A 17,312-nucleotide genomic window follows, 5' to 3' on the forward strand; every position below is an offset into this window, starting at 1 on the left:
TCCTGACAGGCCGGCAATTGTTCTCGGCGAACCTGTCCGGAACGTATTAATATCACTACGACACAGTGCGCGGCATGAGCGACAGCCGTTCGGCACGCGTACTCTGCGTTGACGACGACGCGAGTTTTCGCGCACTGACGACGGCACACCTCGAACGGCAGGGACTCTCCGTCATCACTGCGCCGGACGGGCCGACCGCCCTCGACACGCTCGAAGGGGAGACGTTCCACGGCGTCGTCAGCGACTTCGAGATGCCGGGGATGGACGGTCTCGAACTGCTGGAGGCGGTCAGAGAACGGTACGAGACGCTTCCGTTCGTTCTCTTCACCGCGAGGGGAAGCGAGAAACTCGCGAGTCGGGCGATTTCGGCGGGCGTCACCGACTACATCCGCAAGAAAGGTGGAGCCGAGCAGTTCGAGTTGCTCGCGAACCGGGTGGCGAACTACGTCTCGCAGCACCACGCCGAACGCGCGCTCGACCGCAGCGAGGAGCGGTACCGACAGCTCGTCGAGACGTCGCCGTCGCCCATCGGCATCTACACCGAAGACAGCACCATCGTCTACGCCAACGAGGCAGCCGCCGAGTACTTCGCCGCCGAGAGCACGTGCGACCTTGTCGGCCGGTCGATATTCGAGTTGACCGACGAGTCGGACCTCGACCGCGCCCGCGAGCGGAGTCGCCGGGTCTTCGAGCAGCGGGCCGTCGCCCCGCCGAGCGAACTGCAGCTCCGCGACCTCGACGGACGACCGTTGTACGCCGTCTTGGCGACGGCACCCGTCACGTTCGAGGGCGAAGACGCCGCTCAAATCGTGCTGAACGACGTGACGGAGTTCAGACGCGCCCGGCAAGCGCTCGAACGCGAGAAACAGTTTACGGACGCCGCCCTCGACGCGCTCGACGACGTGTTCTTCGTCGTCGACGACGAGGGCCGACTCACCCGCTGGAACGGTCGGTTGAGCGAGATAACCGGATACGAGGACTCGGAACTCGACGGGATGTCCGCGGCGGCGTTCTTCCCGGACGACGACGCGTGCGTCGAACAGAAGATGCGGAGGCTGTTCCGAGAGGGGACGGTGACGTTCGACGGCGACCTGTTGACGAAGTCGGGCGATCTCGTCCCCTTTGAGGTGCGCGCGGTCCGTATGATCGACGACGGCGGCGACCTGGTCGGCGCGTGCGGTATCGCCAGGGACGTGAGCGAACGCCGCGAGCGCGAGCGCGAACTCGAACAGTACCGGACCGTGGTGCAGACGATACCCGACGCGACGTACGTGCTTGACCGGGAAGGGTACATCCGGATGGTGAACGACGCCCACACCGAACAGACCGGCGACTCGGTGGAAGACTCCGTCGGCGTACACATCAGCGAGTACATGAGCGAGGACGCCATCGCGCGCGGTCGACAGGTGATCGCGTCACTGCTCGTCGACGAGGATCGATTCTCGGGGCGCTTCGAGTTCGAAATCGAGAACGCCGACGGGGAGCGACGGCGCTACGAGGACAACCTCTCGGTGCTGACCGACGAAGACGGCCAGTTCGACGGCTCCGTCGGCATCGTCCGCGACATCACGGAGCGGATCGAGCGCGAGCGGGCGCTGAGTCGCCAGAACGAGCGACTCGAAGCGTTCGCGTGCGTCGTCTCTCACGACCTGCGAAACCCACTGAACGTCGTCGACGGCTACCTCGAACTCGCGCGCGAAACCGGCGACGACGAGCATTTCGACGTGATGGAGCGCGCCATCGACCGGATGGACGGTCTCATCGACGACCTGCTCTCGCTGGCGCGGCACGGTCGGGTCGTCGACGACCCCGAACCGGTCGACCTGCGCACCGCCGCCGAACGTGCGTGGGGCTACGTCGCGACGGAGAACGCGACGCTCAGGGTCTCCGAGGGCTGTACCGTCGAAGCCGACGAAGCTCGACTGCGCGAACTGTTCGAGAACCTCTTTCGGAATGCCGTCGAACACGGCGGAGAGACGGTCACCGTCCGCTCCGGTGCGTCTCCGAACGGGTTCTACGTCGCCGACGACGGGCCGGGAATCCCCGAGGACGAACGCGACGCGGTGTTGGAGTACGGCTACTCGACGAACGAGTCCGGGACGGGGTTCGGACTCACCATCGTGACCGAGATCGCGGAGGCGCACGGGTGGGAGGTCGTCATCACCGAGAGCGACAGCGGCGGCGCGCGATTCGAGTTCGTCACCTGAGCGGTTGCTCTCGGCTCTCGAAGGGGGAACTCGTTTCTCGAGGTGCCAAGCCGATTCTACATGGAAAACAATTTGCGACCGCCTCGCGCAGTCGTGCGTATGAAAGTCCGCATCGGCGACGGCGCGAGCGACGACGAAGCGAACGCTATCGCCCGAGCGCTGGCGACGCACCTCCGAACCGACGTAGCGGTCCACGTCGGCGACGGCGACGACCCGGTCGCCGAGGCGACGACCCCGGCCGACGCATACCCCATCGAAGACGACCTCGAACCCGGAGAGCGGGAGGCGGCGCTGCGCGCCGAAATCGAGGACATCCTCGGCGGTGGTCCCGAGAAGTACAAGGATCGACTGCCCGAGCAGGGGAAACTGTTCGTCCGCGACCGACTCGACCTCTGGTTCGGCGGCGAAGACTGTGAACTGAAGTTCGAGGACGGCAAGTTCGCCGCCTTCGACGAGTGGCACCCCGACAGCCCCGAGATCGAAGAGGAAGACCCAGGCAATCGTCTGCCCGGCGACGGCCTGCTGACGGGCGCGGCCGAGTTCGAGGGCCGCGACCTCCACTTCATGGCGAACGACTTCACCGTCAAGGCGGGGAGCATGGCCCGCCTCGGCGTCGAGAAGTTCCTCCGGATGCAGCAGCGCGCGCTCAAGAGCGGCAAACCCGTCCTCTACCTGATGGACTCCTCGGGCGGCCGCATCGACCAGCAGTCGGGCTTCTTCGCCAACCGCGAGGGCATCGGGAAGTACTACTACAACCACTCGATGCTCTCTGGGTACGTTCCCCAGATCTGCGTGCTCTACGGACCCTGCATCGCCGGGGCGGCGTACACGCCGGTGTTCGCCGACTTCACTATCATGGTCGAGGAGATGTCGGCGATGGCCATCGCGTCGCCGCGGATGGTGAAGATGGTCACCGGCGAGGAGATCTCGATGCAGGAGCTCGGCGGTCCCGAGGTGCACGCGAAACACTCCGGCAGCGCCGACCTCGTCGCCCGCAACGAGGAACACGCCCGGGAACTCGTCTCCGACCTCATGACGTACCTGCCGAACAAGGCGGGCGAGAAGCCGCCGCGGAGCGAACCCAACCCGCCCAAATTCAGTCCCGACGGCATCGACGAACTCATCCCTGAGTCTCCGAACCGCGCCTACGACGTGCTCGACCTGATAGAGCGCGTCGCCGACGCGGAGTCGGTGTTCGAGCTAAAACCGGCGTACGGTCCCGAAATCGTCACCGCGTTCGTCCGCATCGACGGTCGACCGGTCGGCGTCGTCGCGAATCAACCGACCGAGCGCTCGGGGGCTATCTTCCCCGACGCCGCAGAGAAGGCCGCCGAGTTCATCTGGACCTGCGACGCCTACGAGATTCCGCTGCTCTACCTCTGCGACACGCCGGGCTTCATGGCCGGGTCGCAGGTCGAGAAGGACGCGATCCTTGAAAAGGGCAAGAAGTTCATCTACGCGACGTCGTCGGCGACCGTACCGAAACAGACCGTCGTCGTCCGCAAAGCGTACGGCGCGGGCATCTACGCGATGGGCGGCCCCGCTTACGACCCCGAGAGCGTCATCGGCCTCCCGTCGGGCGAAATCGGTATTATGGGTCCCGAGGCGGCCATCAACGCCGTTTACCGGAACAAACTCGACGCCATCGAAGACCCCGAAGAACGCAAGCAGCGGACCGAGGAACTCCGCGAGGAGTACCGCCGGGACATCGACATCCACCGCATGGCGAGCGAAGTCGTCGTCGACGAGATCGTTCCGCCGAGCGACCTCAGACGGGAACTCGCCAACCGGTTCGAGTTCTACGCCGACATCCAGAAGGACCTTCCGGACAAGAAGCACGGCACGGTGCTGTAATCTCGGCTTACCGCCGAACACAGCCGCGTAGGCGACCCGTTCGGTAGTTCTCCCCGACTGTTTCGCTTCCTTACCGAACGGGTAGCGACTCGTTTGGAGCGAGTACGCTGCGGATTACCAAGAGTCGTACCCGCGTCTCCGCCGATATGAGTCAAGAGGACGTAAACAGTCTCGGGGGCGTCGGAGCGAACGGAACCGCCGCGGGATACTTACCGGTAGCGACGCTCGCACAGTTTGAACTCCATCTCTGGGCGTTCGCGCTTCTCGGGTTTGCCCTCGACGTGGCGCTCACGGCGTACGGTCTTTCACTCGGACTGGCGGAGATGAACCCGCTTGCGCGGACGCTGATGGAGACGGTCGGCGTCGTCGAGGCGATGCTCCTCCTCAAGACGTTCTCGCTCGCCGTCGCCTACGTCGGGTGGAAGATTCTCCCGGCGCTGTACCGCTTCGTCGTCCCCGCCGGCCTCTCGCTGCCGACGTGGGTCGCCGTCGGCATCAACAGTTCGCTCATCGTCTCGCTGCTCTGAAGGCTCTACTCCGTCTCTCGTTTCCCGGTCCGCACCTTTTTGAACGAAAACGGAACCACTTCCGCTCGTGACGTGACCGTCACCGCGGTTCGGGCGAGGCGGGTGAGCGGCCATCCGACCGCGGCGATTCCACGCGGCCGCCTGTTCGCCACTGCTCTCGTCGACCCCGCTACTCGCCTTACTCGGGGCGCTTCAGCGACAGCACCGTCCGGTCGAACTCGCAGACCAACTCCTCCTCTCGCTGCCCGTCGCCGACGACGAACGCCTCGACGTGCATCGTGACGACGCCACGCTCGCCGTCGCTCGTCTCGCGCTTCTCTGTCACCGTCGACTGCGCGCGGATGGTGTCGCCGTGGAACACCGGCGCGGGATGGGAGACATCGTCGTACGAGAGGTTCGCGACGATAGTACCGTCGGTGGTTTCGGGGATCGAGACGCCGACGGCGAGGCTCATCGTGTAGAGACCGTTGACGAGGCGCTCGCCGAACTGGGTGTCGGCGGCGAACGCTTCGTCCAGATGGAGCGGTTGCTGGTTCATCGTCATGTCGCAGAACCGCTGGTTGTCGCTCTCGCTCACCGTTCGACGCGTCTCGTGTTCGATGGTCTCGCCCACCTCGAACTCCTCGTAGTAGCGTCCGGTCATGCTCGCGGCGTCACCCGGTCGGCGCAAAATCTTACCGGTCGATGCTGACGCTCCGTGCTCGCCGCCTCGCAAAATCTGACCTGACCAAAAGACATTAACAACTATTATGGTGGTCGGAGGGGAACCCCAGACGAATGCTCCGGAGGCGCCTCCCGACGGCAAACGCTCCGGACCGGTCGAACCGGAACTGTGCGATTGCGACACACAGTCACGAGAGAGTCATCTATGGCAGCTAAAGGCACATCGAAAGTCGAGGAGGAATCGGTGTCGGCGGTTCAGACCGCCCGACGACAGTTAGAGCGAGCGGCAGCGCACGTCGACGTCGACTCGGGCATCATCGAGCGCCTGTCGTACCCCGACAAGGTTCACCAGGTGTCGGTCCCGCTCCGCCGAGACTCCGGCGAACTGACGGTGTTCACCGGCTACCGCGCGCAGCACGACAGCGTCCGCGGGCCGTTCAAAGGCGGTCTGCGCTACCACCCTGACGTGAGCGCCGAGGAGTGCGTCGGTCTCTCGATGTGGATGACCTGGAAGTGTGCCGTGATGGACATCCCCTTCGGCGGCGGCAAAGGCGGCATCGTTGTCGACCCGAAGACGCTCAGCGAGAAGGAAAAGGAGCGACTCACGCGGCGCTTCGCCGAGGAACTCCGCGACATCATCGGCCCGATGCACGACATCCCCGCCCCGGACATGGGGACGGACCCGCAGACGATGGCGTGGTTCATGGACGCCTACTCGATGCAGGAGGGCGAGACGACGCCGGGCGTCGTCACCGGTAAACCGCCGTCCATCGGCGGGTCGTACGGCCGCGAGGAGTCGCCCGGACGCAGCGTCGGTATCATCACCCGCGAGGCCATCAACTACTACGGCTGGGACCCCGCGGAGACGACTGTCGCCGTTCAAGGGTTCGGCAGCGTCGGCGCGAACGCGGCGCGCTTCCTCGACGACCGGGGTGCGAAGATCGTCGCCGTCAGCGACGTTGACGGCGCCATCTACGACCCTGACGGTCTCGACACGAAGGACGTGGAGGGCCACGACGAACAACCCGGCATGGTCTCGGGCTACGACGCCCCCGAGACGCTGAGCAACAGCGACCTGCTGGAACTCGACGTGGACATCCTCATCCCCGCCGCCGTCGGCAACGTTCTCACCGCCGACAATGCTAACGACGTGCAGGCGGAGATGATCGTTGAGGGTGCGAACGGTCCGACCACGTCGGCCGCGGACACCGTTTTCGAGGAGCGCGGAATTCCCGTGATTCCGGACATTCTTGCGAACGCCGGCGGGGTAACCGTCTCCTACTTCGAGTGGCTCCAAGACATCAACCGCCGCGCGTGGCCGCTCGAACGCGTCAACGAGGAGCTCGAACAGGAGATGCTGAAAGCGTGGAACGCGGTCCGCGCAGAGGTCGACGAGCGGAACGTCACGTGGCGCGACGCCGCGTACATCGTGGCGCTCACGCGCGTCGCCGAGGCGCACGAAGCCCGCGGACTCTGGCCGTAGGAAACGCTCGCGATCCGATTCTCCGTCTCCGGTTCGACCCGAACCGCCGAAAGTTAAACCGCCGCCGCGCGTCGGTCCGACTATGACCCGACGCAGCGTCCTCTTCTCGCCGGGCGACCGTCCGGAACTCATGCGGAAAGCGCCGACGAGCGACGCCGACACCGTCGTTTTTGACCTCGAAGACGCCGTCTCGCCGGAACGAAAGGACGGCGCCCGCGAGGAGATCCACGACGTGCTCTCCGACCGCGAGTTCGACCCTGACGCCGAGGTGTGCGTGAGGTTGGTCGACCCGACGACCGACCTCGACGTGATTCTTGGTGCCGACGACGTCCGCCTTGACGCGGTGATGCTCCCCAAGGTGGGCGCAGCGTCGGACGTTGACGAAGCCGCGGCCGTATTGGCCGAACACGGCCGCGACCTGCCGGTTCTCGCACTCGTCGAGAACGCGGCCGGGGTGCTCTCGGCCGCCGAAATCGCGGCCGCCGCCGCGACAGACGCGCTGCTGTTCGGCGCGGAGGACCTCGCCGCGGACGTGGGGGCGACGCGAACCGAGGAGGCGACGGAAGTGCTCTACGCCCGCCAACACGTCGTCATCGCCGCCGCCGCGGCGGGTATCGACGCCATCGACATGGTGTACACCGACTTCCGAGACTCGGAGGGACTCGCCAAGGAGACAGCGTACGCGACGACGCTCGGATACGACGGGAAGATGGCCATCCACCCCGCGCAGGTTTCGGTGATAAACGACGCGTTCACGCCGAGCGACGAGCGGATCGAATGGGCGCAGAAGGTCGTCGCGGCGAAAGAGGAGGCCGACGACGAGGGCCGCGGCGTCTTCCAGGTCGACGGCGAGATGATAGACGGGCCGCTGGTAACGCAGGCCGAGCGCATATTAGCGCGGGCGGAGGCCGCGGGCGAGTTATAAGCGCGCTCACCGGTGGTGATTGCTGTTGCTTCGGCAAGCTTTAATCGCCCTCCGAGACGTGTGTCACAACATATGTCCGAGGAGGCAAACCCATTCGAGAGTCTACAGGAGCAAATTGACGACGCGGCCGCGTATCTGGACGTGTCGCCGGACGTGCACGAACGGCTGAAAAACCCCGAGCGCGTGCTGGAGACGAACCTCTCGGTGAAGATGGACGACGGCCATCTCGAAGTGTTTCGCGCGTACCGCTCGCAGTTCAACGGCGACCGCGGGCCGTACAAAGGCGGGATTCGCTACCACCCGGGCGTCTCGCGCGACGAGGTGAAGGCGCTCTCCGGCTGGATGGTCTACAAAACCGCCGTCGTCGACATTCCGTACGGTGGCGGGAAGGGTGGCATCGTCATCGACCCCGACCAGTACACCGAGAGCGAACTCGAACGCATCACCCGCTCGTTCGCCAAAGAACTCCGTCCGTTCATTGGCGAGGACAAGGACATCCCCGCACCCGACGTCAACACCGGCCAGCGGGAGATGAACTGGATAAAGGACACCTACGAAACGCTGGAGAACACGACCGCTCCCGGCGTCATCACCGGGAAAGCGCTCGACTCCGGCGGCAGCGAGGGGCGCGTCGAAGCGACCGGTCGCTCAACGATGCTCACCGCCCGAGAAGCGTTCGACTACCTCGGCAAGGAGATGGAGGGCGCGACGGTCGCGGTACAGGGCTACGGTAACGCCGGTTCCATCGCGGCGTACCTCATCGAGGATCTCGGCGCGAACGTCGTCGCCGCCTCCGACTCCAGCGGTGCGATTTACAACCCCGACGGCTTCGACGCGCGCGAGGCCAAGGAGTATAAAGCCGAGACGGGCAGTCTCAGCGGCTTCGACGGTGTGACCGAGGAGATGAGCAACGAGGACCTGCTGACGCTCGACGTCGACCTCCTCGTCCCCGCCGCGCTGGAAAACGCCATCGACGGCGACCTCGCTCACGACGTGCGGGCCGACGTCGTCGTCGAGGCGGCCAACGGACCGCTCACTCCCGAGGCCGACGACGTGCTCACCGAGCGCGACGTGGCCGTCCTCCCCGACATTCTGGCGAACGCGGGCGGCGTCACCGTCTCGTACTTCGAGTGGGTCCAGAACCGTCAGCGCTTCCACTGGTCGGAGGAGCGCGTCAACGACGAACTGGAGACGGTCATCGTCAACGCCTTCGAAGACCTCGTCGACGCCTACGAGTCCAACGACGTGCCGAACTTCCGAACCGCGGCGTACGTCGTAGCCATCCAGCGCGTCGTCGACGCCTACGAACAGGGCGGCAACTGGCCGTAGACGGTCACGAGTTCCGACTTCTCGTTTCGGTCTCGGGCCGTAGCATATACCATCGACCGTGACTTACGGAGACCTATGCCCGGTCCCGTCTCGTGGCTTCGCCGCCACAGCTTCGGCATCACCTTCCTCGCCCTCGTCGTCGTCAGCGTCTCGCTTCTCGGCGTCGTCGGTCTCGGTGCGCTCGTCGCCCTCGCGTCGCTCGGCCAACCGCTCGGCGCGTTCGCGGCCGCGGTGTTTCCGTGGGCCGCCGGCGCCGTCGTGCTCACCGTGTCGACCGTCGTCCTCGGATTCCTGTTCCTCTGGTCGCTCGCCCGGCGCGCGCGCCTCCCGCGGAGCGAACGCCTCCGCGCAGTCGCCGCCAGGGCGGAGGCTCGCAACGACTGGGCCGCGGCGCTGAACCTCTCCTCGCGGTTCGCGCCGAGAGGCCCGAGAGAAGACCCCGTCGAGATGCTAAAACGACGCTACGCCGCCGGCGAACTCTCCGAACGGGAGTTCGAGCGGCGACTCGACCGAATTCTAGACGACGGTGTCGACGGCGCCGATAGCGGGCGACGAACCGAGTACGACGACAGCGAATCGGACCGACTCCGCAACTACTGAATCGCCTCCATCGTCGCTGGTGACGTTCGCTCTCAGTTGCACGACACTGTATAGTTCTGGACACCACGCTCCCGGTTGATTCAAGTCGCTGCACTACCCGCTCGTACGTGATGCGTCAGGACCACCTCATCTCCGCGGCGAACTTATCACGGGAGCGTATCGAGGCGGTGCTCGACCGGGCGGCGGCCATCGACGCCGACCCGGCGGCCTACCGTCAGCGGCACGCGGGAGCGGTGCTCGCGCTCTGCTTTTTCGAACCGAGCACGCGCACGAAGATGAGCTTCGACACCGCGATGAAACGCCTCGGCGGCACCACCGTCGACATGGGAACCGTCGAGTCGTCGTCGGTCAAGAAGGGCGAGACGCTCGCCGACACAGTCCGCGTCGTCGAGGGCTACGCAGACGCCATCGTGCTTCGGCACCCGTCGGAGGGCGCGGCGAAGATGGCCTCGGAGTTCGTCGATGTCCCGCTCGTGAACGCGGGCGACGGCGCGGGCCAACATCCGAGTCAGACGCTGTTGGACCTCTACACCATCCGCGAACGGGCGGGGTTGGACGACCTCTCGGTGGGGATTATGGGCGACCTCAAGTACGGCCGGACAGTGCACTCGCTCGCGCACGCGCTGACGAACTTCGACGTCCGCCAGCACTTCATCAGCCCCGAGAGCCTCCGACTGCCGCGGAACGTCCGATTCGACCTCCACGAGGCGGGCGCGCAGGTCCGCGAACACACCGACCTCGACGAGGTGCTGCCCGAACTCGACGTGCTCTACGTCACGCGCATCCAGCGCGAGCGTTTCCCCGACGAGAACGAGTACCGCGCCGTCGCCGGGCAGTACCGAATCGACAGCGAGACGCTCGACGCCGCCCGCGACGACCTGAGCGTGATGCACCCGCTGCCGCGCGTCGACGAGATCGCGCCCGAGGTGGACGAGACGCAGTACGCGACATACTTCGAGCAGGCGCACAACGGAATTCCGGTTCGGATGGCGCTGCTGGACGGACTGCTGACGCGGGCCACGGAGGGTGGACGATGAGCGACCACGAACTCCGCGTCTCGAAGATCCGAAACGGCACCGTCATCGACCACGTCGCCGCCGGGCAGGCGTTGAACGTCCTCGCCATCCTCGGCATCGACGGTTCCGAGGGCGAGGGCGTCAGCATCGGGATGAACGTCCCGAGCGACCGCCTCGGCCGCAAGGACGTGGTGAAGGTCGAAGACCGCGAATTGAGCCAGTCGGAGGTCGAGGTGCTGTCGCTCATCGCGCCGGAGGCGAGCATCAACATCATCCGCGACTACGACGTCGTCGAGAAGAGCCGCGTCGACCGCCCCGACGGCGTCGTCGGGTTGCTCTCGTGTCCGAACCGCAACTGCATCACCAACGACGGCGAACCCATCGCCTCGAAGTTCACCGTGGTCGACGACGGGGTACGTTGCGCCTACTGCGACAGCATCATCCGCGACGGTATTGCCGACCACCTCGACGTGCAGACGTAACGCGGAGACGGCGATTCGACCGAACACGGTCGTTCGAGAGCATCCGAACCCGTAGATAGAGGATGGATACGCCGGATTTGGTCACAATACCTTTGTACCCCCCCACTGTATCCGAGGCCATGTCCGGAAAGGCAAAACTCGTACTCGTACTGGCGATGATGACGCTCGTCTACGTCCTCGCATCCGGCGGCGCAGAGCCCGTCGAAGTCGAAGTCGAGGCGTAAGCCTCGCCCGGCCACCGTTTTTCTCTTCTCGTCCGCCGAGCGACTGCGTCGAGTTTCTTCGCCGACCGACGCCGTCGGCTCGCGTCGACCATCGTTACGCCGCCAGCGGGTCGACGCCGAGTTGTCGGAGCATGCCGAGCATGTCCCAGCAGGCGTACGTCTCGGCGATTTTCCCGTCTTCGAGTCGGTGGATGACGATACCACCCACCTCGAACTGCTCGCCCGTCGGCGGAAGACCCGCGAACTCGCCGTCGTGGGTGCCCCGCTCTGTCGCCCGAACGACCACGTAGTCGTCGACGACGAGCAGTTCGTCGATGTCGACGCGCACGTCGCTGAACCCGCCTCTCAACCCCTCGATGAACGCCGTGAACGCCTCGCGCCCCGTCAGTTCGGGGTTCGGTCCCATCTCGTGGCGGACGTAGGTCTCCGTCAGCACCTCGTCCGCGATATCGTAGTTGCCCTCGACTACCAGTTCGTCGAAGAATCGCCTGACGGTCGTCTCGTTTCGCCGCTCTCGTTCCTCGGTTCGCTGTGCCATCTTCGTCACCTCGTTCGCAGGGTGTCAGTAGATCGCACACGGAGATGAGCGTTTTCGCGGACGCTCGGGACTGTCGGTGGCGCTGTCGTACCGCGCTGTGGGTCGATGCCCGGAGCGAACGACTTAGGGCGGGCCGTCGCCAACCGACGGGCATGTACGGGGTCGTCACGCGCAACGCCGAGGAAGTCGAGTGGCCGGATTTCGACGCCGGGTTCTACGAGGTCAAAGACGTCACCGGTCGCGCGGCCGCGCCGCTCTCGAACGCAGTCAACATGGTCTCGTGTTTCGGCGACAACGCCGCCGCCGACGAGACGCCCGAACTCGTCCCGCTGAACGAGGACGGTGAGCCCGCCACCCGCGACCGGACGTACTTCGACTGGGCGTACATCTGCCCGACCAACGAGAAGTACCGCGAGGGCTTGCTCGAGATCATCGAGGACTGCGCAGCCGAGAACGCCGACGTGCGCCTCGACGACGTGGGCTTTCCCCGCGAGGGCTACTGTCACTGCGAGCGCTGCGAGCGACTCTTCGACGAGTGGGCGGAACAGCGTTCCGCCGAAGAATCGAGCAGGCATCGCCCGCGAGATAGCGAGTTAGACGACTGGTTCGCGTGGCGCGCGTCGGTCATCACCGAGTTCGTCGCCGACGCCGCCGAGCGCATTCCCGGTCGGACGTATCTCACCCTCTATCCGGACCCGTATCCGGGCCATCTGTACACGCGCGCCGGTCTCGACATCGAGGCCTTGGAGGAACACGTCGACGAGTTCGTCGTCCCCCTGTACGACATCCACTACGGGACGACCTACTGGCTCGAAACCATCGCCAAGGGGTTCCAGAGTCGGCTGAACTGGACGCCCGACGGTACCTCGCCACCGTCGGGTGAAGGCGACGGCGAGGGGACGCAGTTCTCCATCGAACTCTACGCTGTCAACGTCGACGTCGACGACCTCATCCACGCGACGGAAGTCGCAGAAGCGTACGCGAACGACGTGTTCTTCGGCTACGACGCGAGTAACGCCGCCGCCGCGGTGCGCCGCAAGCGCGCCGACGCCCGCGAGGGCGTCACGTACGGCGACGAGTGAGTTTCGACGCTCGCCCGCCGTACACGTCCCACTGCCCGCTCAGAGCGGCCCGTAGCTCATCGCCCAGACGACGGCGATACCGAGAATCGTCATGAACACTGCGAACGCGGCGAGCGCCAGCAATATCCGACCGGTCGTTTCTCTCGACTCTGCCATACGTCCTCTCGGGGTCCGACGGGCTTAGTTCGCGCGCCGTCGCGGCTCGCTCTGTATCGTCACGGTTCTCGCGCCTCGACACCCGGAACCACCGAACGATTTTGCCACTTCGATACGTACGGTATCACGGCACATGGAATCCGAAACATCCGACCTGACTGCGCACTCGCGATGTCTCAACTGTGGATTCGAGGCTCCGCCCGGCAGCGAGCAGTGGGACCAAATCGAGGTACCGCGGTTGGGTGAGATGACGCGCTGTCCCGACTGCGGGTCGACGAACGTGATGAGTGGTCGGTGAGCAGTCGGCGGGGGGCGGGAGCCGACACGTTCGACCGACCCATCGGTCGCCGGCACCTACCGCCGGAATGTGATTTTTTGGTGAATAGTTCCCCGTAGCGGGGTATACCGAGTTTGAATAACTCCGCCGTGTCACTCACGGCATGAGCACCTCCGAACCGGGAACGGCGTCGGTGGTTGTCCCCGCGGTTAGCGCGCCGAGCTGTGTGAGCTTCGTAAGGTCGCTCGGCCGTCACGGCGTCAGACCGATTACGGTTTCGGAGCGTCCGACGGCTTCGGGTTTCTCCTCTCGCTACAGCGCCGAGAGTCACGTCGTTCCCGACCCCGCCGAGGACCTCCGGGGTTACGAGGACGCGTTGCTGTCGCTCGCCGAACGACCGGACGTGCGGACGCTCGTTCCGATGCGGGAAGCCGACGTGTTCGCGCTGGCGAGACGCCGCGAGGCGTTCGCCGAACATGTCTCGACGCTGTGGCCGTCGTTCGAGCAACTTCGAGCGGTCCACGACCGTCGACGCCTCGTCGACATCGCCGACGGCGCGGGCGTGAGCACCCCGGAAACGCAACTGTTGAGCGAGGTCGACGACTGGAGCGAAAACCGCATCGCCAAGGGTCGATACGCGGTGCTCACCCACGAGTACGAACCGTCGGTTCCGCCGCGGAAACTGCTCGATTCGGGTTCGACGCGGTATCTCGAGGCGGGAACCGAACCCGACGTCGGATCGATTCGCGGCGAGATGCGCCACGACCCCATCGCCCAGGAGTTCGTCGACGGCAACGAGTACGCGCTATGGGCGCTCTACGACGACGGAGAACCCGTGGCGACGTGTCAGAAACACCAGCTCCGCGGCTGGAGCTACGCCGGAGGGACGAGCGTCTATCGGCGCACGGTCCGCATCCCCGAGTTGGAGCGGGCTGGGTGCGCGCTGTTGGACGAACTCGACTGGCACGGGTTCGCTTCCGTCCAGTTCAAACGCGACGTCGACAGCGGCGAGTTCACGCTGATGGAGATAAACCCGCGCGTCTGGGTGTCGCTTCCCTGTTCGGTTCGCGCCGGAGCCGACTTCCCGCTGTACTTCTGGCAGACGGCCAATGGCGAACCCGTCTCCGTCGACGCTGAGGAGCCGTACGAGGAGGACGTGGCCACCCACCTGCTCCGCGGCGAAATCGCTCACCTGACGAGCGTCCTCGCCGACGGGGAGTCGTTCGTCGACCCGCCGACGCTCACGACGACCGTCACCGAGATGGCCAAGTCGATGTACCGCCCGAGACACCGGAACATCGACTACTTCAGCGCTGACGACCCGATGCCGTTCGTCCGCGGCGCTCTCAACGTCTCGCTCGGGCAGATGAAGAAGGCGCTGTGAGTTGCGGTACGGCGCCGTGAACCGTCGTGAGCGTCGTAAGCCGCGGAATGCCGTGAACAGTCATGAGCGCCGTAACCGTTCAACTCCTACTCGCCGCGGAACTCGGGCGACCGCTTTCCGACGAACGATTCGACGCCCTCGGTGTGGTCGGCCGTCTCGAACACTGCCGACTGGGCGGCCGCCTCGTTGGCGATGGCCGACAAGAGCGATAGCTCCCGCCCCTGGTCGAGAAGCCGTTTCGAGGTTCGAAGGGCGACGGTCGGTCCCGTCGCGATTTTCTCGACGAACGCATCGACCCGCTCGTCGAACGCCTCGTCGGCGTAGACGTGGTTGACCAGACCCAACTCCAGCGCCCGATCCGCGTCGAGCAACTCGCCGGTGAAGACGAGTTCCTTTGCCACGTTGTCGCCGACGATTCGAGGAAGCAGGTAGGAGGTGCCGGAGTCGACGGCGAGACCCACCTGACGAAACCCGAACCCCATCCGGGCCTCCCCGCTCATCAGCTGCACGTCGCAGGCGATGGCGACGTTCGCGCCCGCGCCGACGGCGACACCCTCGATCTTCGCCACGGTCGGAAACTCGCACTCGGCGAGTCGCTGGACGCACCGACCCGTGTTCTGGATGATGTGCCGAACGGCTTCGTCGAGGCTCCACTCGCCCGACTGCAGTTCCATCATCGCGTTCACGTCGCCGCCCGCCGAGAACGACCCCTCCGACCCGGTGACGACGACGCAGCGGGTGTCGGTTCCCTCCAGTTCGTCGAGGGCGTCGACGATGCCGTCGGCGACGTCGGCGGTGAGCGCGTTGCGGAGGCCGGGGTTGTTCAGCGTGATGGTGGCGACGCCCGTCTCTTCGTCCCTGTCGAGGATGACGGGCTCGGTGTCGTCGCCAGCGTCGGTGTCGTAGTTGTCGGCGTCAGCGTCGGCACCGCTCTCGTCGCCTGTATCGCCGTCAGTCATCCGATGCTTCAGTCTCCGCGTCGCCGACGAGTTCAAACTTCTGGACCTTCCCTGTCGTCGTCCGCGGGAGTTCGTCGACGAACTCGACCTCGCGGGGGTGTTTGTACTCGGCGAGGTTCGACAGACAGTACTCCCGAATCTCGTCGGCGGTCACCTCCGCGCCGGGCGCGCGGACGATAAACGCCTTGACGGTCTCGCCGCGGCGGTCGTCCGGGATGCCGACGACGGCGGCGGCGGCGACGGCGTCGTGTTCGAACAGCAACTCCTCAACCTCCCGCGGGTAGACGTTGTAGCCCGCGGTGTTGATCATGTGCTTCTCGCGGTCGACGACGTAGAAGAAGCCGTCCTCGTCGTGGTAACCGATGTCGCCTGTGTGGAACCAGCGCGTCCCATCTCGCTCGGTGAACGCTTCCGCGTTCGCCCCGGGGAGGTTGTAGTACCCCTTCATCACGTTCGGGCCGCTGACGACGAGTTCGCCCGTGATCTCGTCCAAATCGACTTCGTCCTCGTCGACGGGCCCCTCGGAAATGGGGTCGACGAACTCGAACTCCTCGGTGACGATGCGCGCGTCGACGCCGGGAAGCGTCTTGCCGATGCTGCCCACGCGACGACCCTCCGTGGGCGTGTTGAAGTGGGTGACGGGACTGGTCTCGGTGAGGCCGTAGCCCTCGAAAATCTTCACCGGGTAGAGTTCCTCGAATCTCCTGAGAACTTCGGCGGGGATGCCCGCGCCGCCGACGCCGCAGAGGCGCAGCGACGAGAGGTCGAACTCCTCGGCGTTCGGCTGGTTTATCACGTCGTTGTACATCGCGGGCACGCCGTGCATCAGCGTGAGGTCCTCGTCGGCGACGAGCGACATCGCCTCCTGGGCGTCCCACGACGGCAGCGGGTAGTACGCGCCGCCGCCGAACAGCGTCGCGTTCATCACGACGGTCATGCCGTAGATGTGGAACAGCGGCAGTACGCCCAGTTGCTTGTCGTCGTCGCGGATGCCGTCGGGGATGATGGCGATGGACTGCTCGGCGTTCGACGCGAGGTTGTGGTGGGTGAGGAGGACGCCCTTCGGTTGACCAGTCGTCCCCGACGTGTACGGCTGGACTGCCTCGGCGTCGTCGTCGCGGTCGACCGTCTCGAACTCGGGGTCGCCGCAGAACGCCTCGAACGACGTCGCGTCCGCCGTCTCGCCGCCGACGCCGACGACGTGTTCGACGTCAGTCTCGTCTTTGACCTCCTCGACGAACGGGACGAGGTCGGAGAGGGCGACGACGACTTTCGCGCCGCTGTCGGCCAAGAGGTGGCCGATTTCGCGGGCCTTGTACTGTGGGTTCATCGGGACGACGACGCCCCCCGCTCGGAGCGTGCCGTGGAACGCGACGACGAACTGCGGGAGGTTCGGGAGGTAGATGGCGACCCGGTCGCCTTCGCCGACGCCCGAATCCGCGAGTCCGGAGGCGAAGGCCCCGGTCTGCCCCCAGAGCTCTCGATAGCTCAGGTCGGTGCCTTTGAAGCTCATCGCGAGGTTGTCAGGATGTTCCTCGACGGTCTCCGCGATGTTTGTGACTAAATTTGTCATGTGCCATCTCATCCCATGTAGGCTGTCGCTAAA

Annotated in this window: 16 protein-coding genes; 12 read left to right on the forward strand and 4 right to left on the reverse strand. The window is 65.5% G+C overall.

The genetic code is table 11. The features are described from left to right. Positions 1 to 74 precede the first annotated feature (74 nt). The 3 genes from LAQ58_RS07750 to LAQ58_RS07760 all read left to right on the forward strand — a co-directional run bounded on the left by LAQ58_RS07750 (position 75) and on the right by LAQ58_RS07760 (position 4,588). Complete coding sequence (locus LAQ58_RS07750) at positions 75 to 2,207, forward strand: response regulator (protein ID WP_224450024.1); 2,133 nt, start codon at positions 75 to 77, stop codon at positions 2,205 to 2,207. A gap of 99 nt (positions 2,208 to 2,306) precedes the next feature. After that, positions 2,307 to 4,061 carry an acyl-CoA carboxylase subunit beta gene (locus LAQ58_RS07755; protein WP_224450025.1) on the forward strand — a complete coding sequence of 585 codons (1,755 nt, stop codon included), beginning with the start codon at positions 2,307 to 2,309 and terminating at the stop codon, positions 4,059 to 4,061. A gap of 146 nt (positions 4,062 to 4,207) precedes the next feature. Then, positions 4,208 to 4,588 (forward strand): DUF5658 family protein, encoded by a 381-nt coding sequence (locus LAQ58_RS07760; RefSeq protein ID WP_224450026.1) that lies wholly within the window; start codon positions 4,208 to 4,210, stop codon positions 4,586 to 4,588. Positions 4,589 to 4,766: 178 nt separating this feature from the next. Here the strand turns inward: LAQ58_RS07760 and LAQ58_RS07765 are convergent, their stop codons facing one another. Continuing rightward, positions 4,767 to 5,231: a MaoC family dehydratase gene (locus LAQ58_RS07765; RefSeq protein WP_224450027.1), complete on the reverse strand. Its 465-nt coding sequence runs from the start codon at positions 5,229 to 5,231 to the stop codon at positions 4,767 to 4,769. A gap of 225 nt (positions 5,232 to 5,456) precedes the next feature. On the opposite strand from LAQ58_RS07765, the gene gdhB reads away from it, so the two are divergent. From gdhB to pyrI, 6 genes are all read left to right on the forward strand, one after another. Then, the gene (gene gdhB / locus LAQ58_RS07770; protein ID WP_224450028.1) at positions 5,457 to 6,734 is read left to right on the forward strand and encodes a glutamate dehydrogenase GdhB; all 1,278 of its coding nucleotides are present in this window, start codon (positions 5,457 to 5,459) and stop codon (positions 6,732 to 6,734) included. An 82-nt stretch (positions 6,735 to 6,816) separates the two neighbouring features. After that, complete coding sequence (locus LAQ58_RS07775) at positions 6,817 to 7,659, forward strand: HpcH/HpaI aldolase/citrate lyase family protein (RefSeq protein ID WP_224450029.1); 843 nt, start codon at positions 6,817 to 6,819, stop codon at positions 7,657 to 7,659. Positions 7,660 to 7,731: 72 nt separating this feature from the next. Continuing rightward, positions 7,732 to 8,988: a Glu/Leu/Phe/Val family dehydrogenase gene (locus LAQ58_RS07780; protein WP_224450030.1), complete on the forward strand. Its 1,257-nt coding sequence runs from the start codon at positions 7,732 to 7,734 to the stop codon at positions 8,986 to 8,988. 75 nt (positions 8,989 to 9,063) lie between these two features. Next, on the forward strand, positions 9,064 to 9,588 hold the full coding sequence (locus tag LAQ58_RS07785) for an SHOCT domain-containing protein (protein WP_224450031.1): 525 nt from the start codon (positions 9,064 to 9,066) through the stop codon (positions 9,586 to 9,588). 110 nt (positions 9,589 to 9,698) lie between these two features. Beyond that, positions 9,699 to 10,625 (forward strand): aspartate carbamoyltransferase, encoded by a 927-nt coding sequence (gene pyrB / locus LAQ58_RS07790; RefSeq protein ID WP_224450032.1) that lies wholly within the window; start codon positions 9,699 to 9,701, stop codon positions 10,623 to 10,625. Further along, positions 10,622 to 11,086 (forward strand): aspartate carbamoyltransferase regulatory subunit, encoded by a 465-nt coding sequence (pyrI, locus tag LAQ58_RS07795; RefSeq protein ID WP_224450033.1) that lies wholly within the window; start codon positions 10,622 to 10,624, stop codon positions 11,084 to 11,086. Before pyrB ends, pyrI begins: the two co-directional genes overlap by 4 nt. A gap of 318 nt (positions 11,087 to 11,404) precedes the next feature. On the opposite strand, the gene LAQ58_RS07800 is transcribed toward pyrI, so the two are convergent. Next, positions 11,405 to 11,848, reverse strand: a complete 444-nt coding sequence (locus LAQ58_RS07800; protein ID WP_224450034.1) for an ester cyclase — start codon at positions 11,846 to 11,848, stop codon at positions 11,405 to 11,407. Positions 11,849 to 12,000: 152 nt separating this feature from the next. Here LAQ58_RS07800 and LAQ58_RS07805 point away from each other — a divergent pair, with 152 nt between their 5' ends. The 3 genes from LAQ58_RS07805 (at position 12,001) to LAQ58_RS07815 (ending at position 14,747) form a co-directional block, all read left to right on the forward strand. Beyond that, the gene (locus tag LAQ58_RS07805; RefSeq protein ID WP_224450035.1) at positions 12,001 to 12,930 is read left to right on the forward strand and encodes an alpha-amylase family protein; all 930 of its coding nucleotides are present in this window, start codon (positions 12,001 to 12,003) and stop codon (positions 12,928 to 12,930) included. A 289-nt stretch (positions 12,931 to 13,219) separates the two neighbouring features. After that, positions 13,220 to 13,384, forward strand: a complete 165-nt coding sequence (locus LAQ58_RS07810; RefSeq protein ID WP_224450036.1) for a hypothetical protein — start codon at positions 13,220 to 13,222, stop codon at positions 13,382 to 13,384. Between the two features lie 205 nt (positions 13,385 to 13,589). Next, entirely contained in the window at positions 13,590 to 14,747 is a 1,158-nt protein-coding gene (locus LAQ58_RS07815) for a carboxylate--amine ligase (protein WP_224450037.1), read from the forward strand. 86 nt (positions 14,748 to 14,833) lie between these two features. Here the strand turns inward: LAQ58_RS07815 and LAQ58_RS07820 are convergent, their stop codons facing one another. Next, complete coding sequence (locus tag LAQ58_RS07820) at positions 14,834 to 15,706, reverse strand: enoyl-CoA hydratase/isomerase family protein (RefSeq protein WP_224450038.1); 873 nt, start codon at positions 15,704 to 15,706, stop codon at positions 14,834 to 14,836. Beyond that, positions 15,699 to 17,279: a long-chain-fatty-acid--CoA ligase gene (locus LAQ58_RS07825; RefSeq protein ID WP_224450039.1), complete on the reverse strand. Its 1,581-nt coding sequence runs from the start codon at positions 17,277 to 17,279 to the stop codon at positions 15,699 to 15,701. Before LAQ58_RS07825 ends, LAQ58_RS07820 begins: the two co-directional genes overlap by 8 nt. Positions 17,280 to 17,312 lie beyond the last annotated feature (33 nt).

The sequence above is a fragment of the Haloprofundus salilacus genome (assembly GCF_020150815.1).
Lineage (GTDB): Archaea > Halobacteriota > Halobacteria > Halobacteriales > Haloferacaceae > Haloprofundus > Haloprofundus salilacus.

Coding starts and splice junctions, on each gene's coding strand:
- LAQ58_RS07750 (WP_224450024.1), top strand. CDS start 75: ATGAGCGACAGCCGTTCGGCACGCGTACTCTGCGTTGACGACGACGCG.
- LAQ58_RS07755 (WP_224450025.1), top strand. CDS start 2,307: ATGAAAGTCCGCATCGGCGACGGCGCGAGCGACGACGAAGCGAACGCT.
- LAQ58_RS07760 (WP_224450026.1), top strand. CDS start 4,208: ATGAGTCAAGAGGACGTAAACAGTCTCGGGGGCGTCGGAGCGAACGGA.
- LAQ58_RS07765 (WP_224450027.1), bottom strand. CDS start 5,231: ATGACCGGACGCTACTACGAGGAGTTCGAGGTGGGCGAGACCATCGAA.
- gdhB (WP_224450028.1), top strand. CDS start 5,457: ATGGCAGCTAAAGGCACATCGAAAGTCGAGGAGGAATCGGTGTCGGCG.
- LAQ58_RS07775 (WP_224450029.1), top strand. CDS start 6,817: ATGACCCGACGCAGCGTCCTCTTCTCGCCGGGCGACCGTCCGGAACTC.
- LAQ58_RS07780 (WP_224450030.1), top strand. CDS start 7,732: ATGTCCGAGGAGGCAAACCCATTCGAGAGTCTACAGGAGCAAATTGAC.
- LAQ58_RS07785 (WP_224450031.1), top strand. CDS start 9,064: ATGCCCGGTCCCGTCTCGTGGCTTCGCCGCCACAGCTTCGGCATCACC.
- pyrB (WP_224450032.1), top strand. CDS start 9,699: ATGCGTCAGGACCACCTCATCTCCGCGGCGAACTTATCACGGGAGCGT.
- pyrI (WP_224450033.1), top strand. CDS start 10,622: ATGAGCGACCACGAACTCCGCGTCTCGAAGATCCGAAACGGCACCGTC.
- LAQ58_RS07800 (WP_224450034.1), bottom strand. CDS start 11,848: ATGGCACAGCGAACCGAGGAACGAGAGCGGCGAAACGAGACGACCGTC.
- LAQ58_RS07805 (WP_224450035.1), top strand. CDS start 12,001: ATGTACGGGGTCGTCACGCGCAACGCCGAGGAAGTCGAGTGGCCGGAT.
- LAQ58_RS07810 (WP_224450036.1), top strand. CDS start 13,220: ATGGAATCCGAAACATCCGACCTGACTGCGCACTCGCGATGTCTCAAC.
- LAQ58_RS07820 (WP_224450038.1), bottom strand. CDS start 15,706: ATGACTGACGGCGATACAGGCGACGAGAGCGGTGCCGACGCTGACGCC.
- LAQ58_RS07825 (WP_224450039.1), bottom strand. CDS start 17,279: ATGACAAATTTAGTCACAAACATCGCGGAGACCGTCGAGGAACATCCT.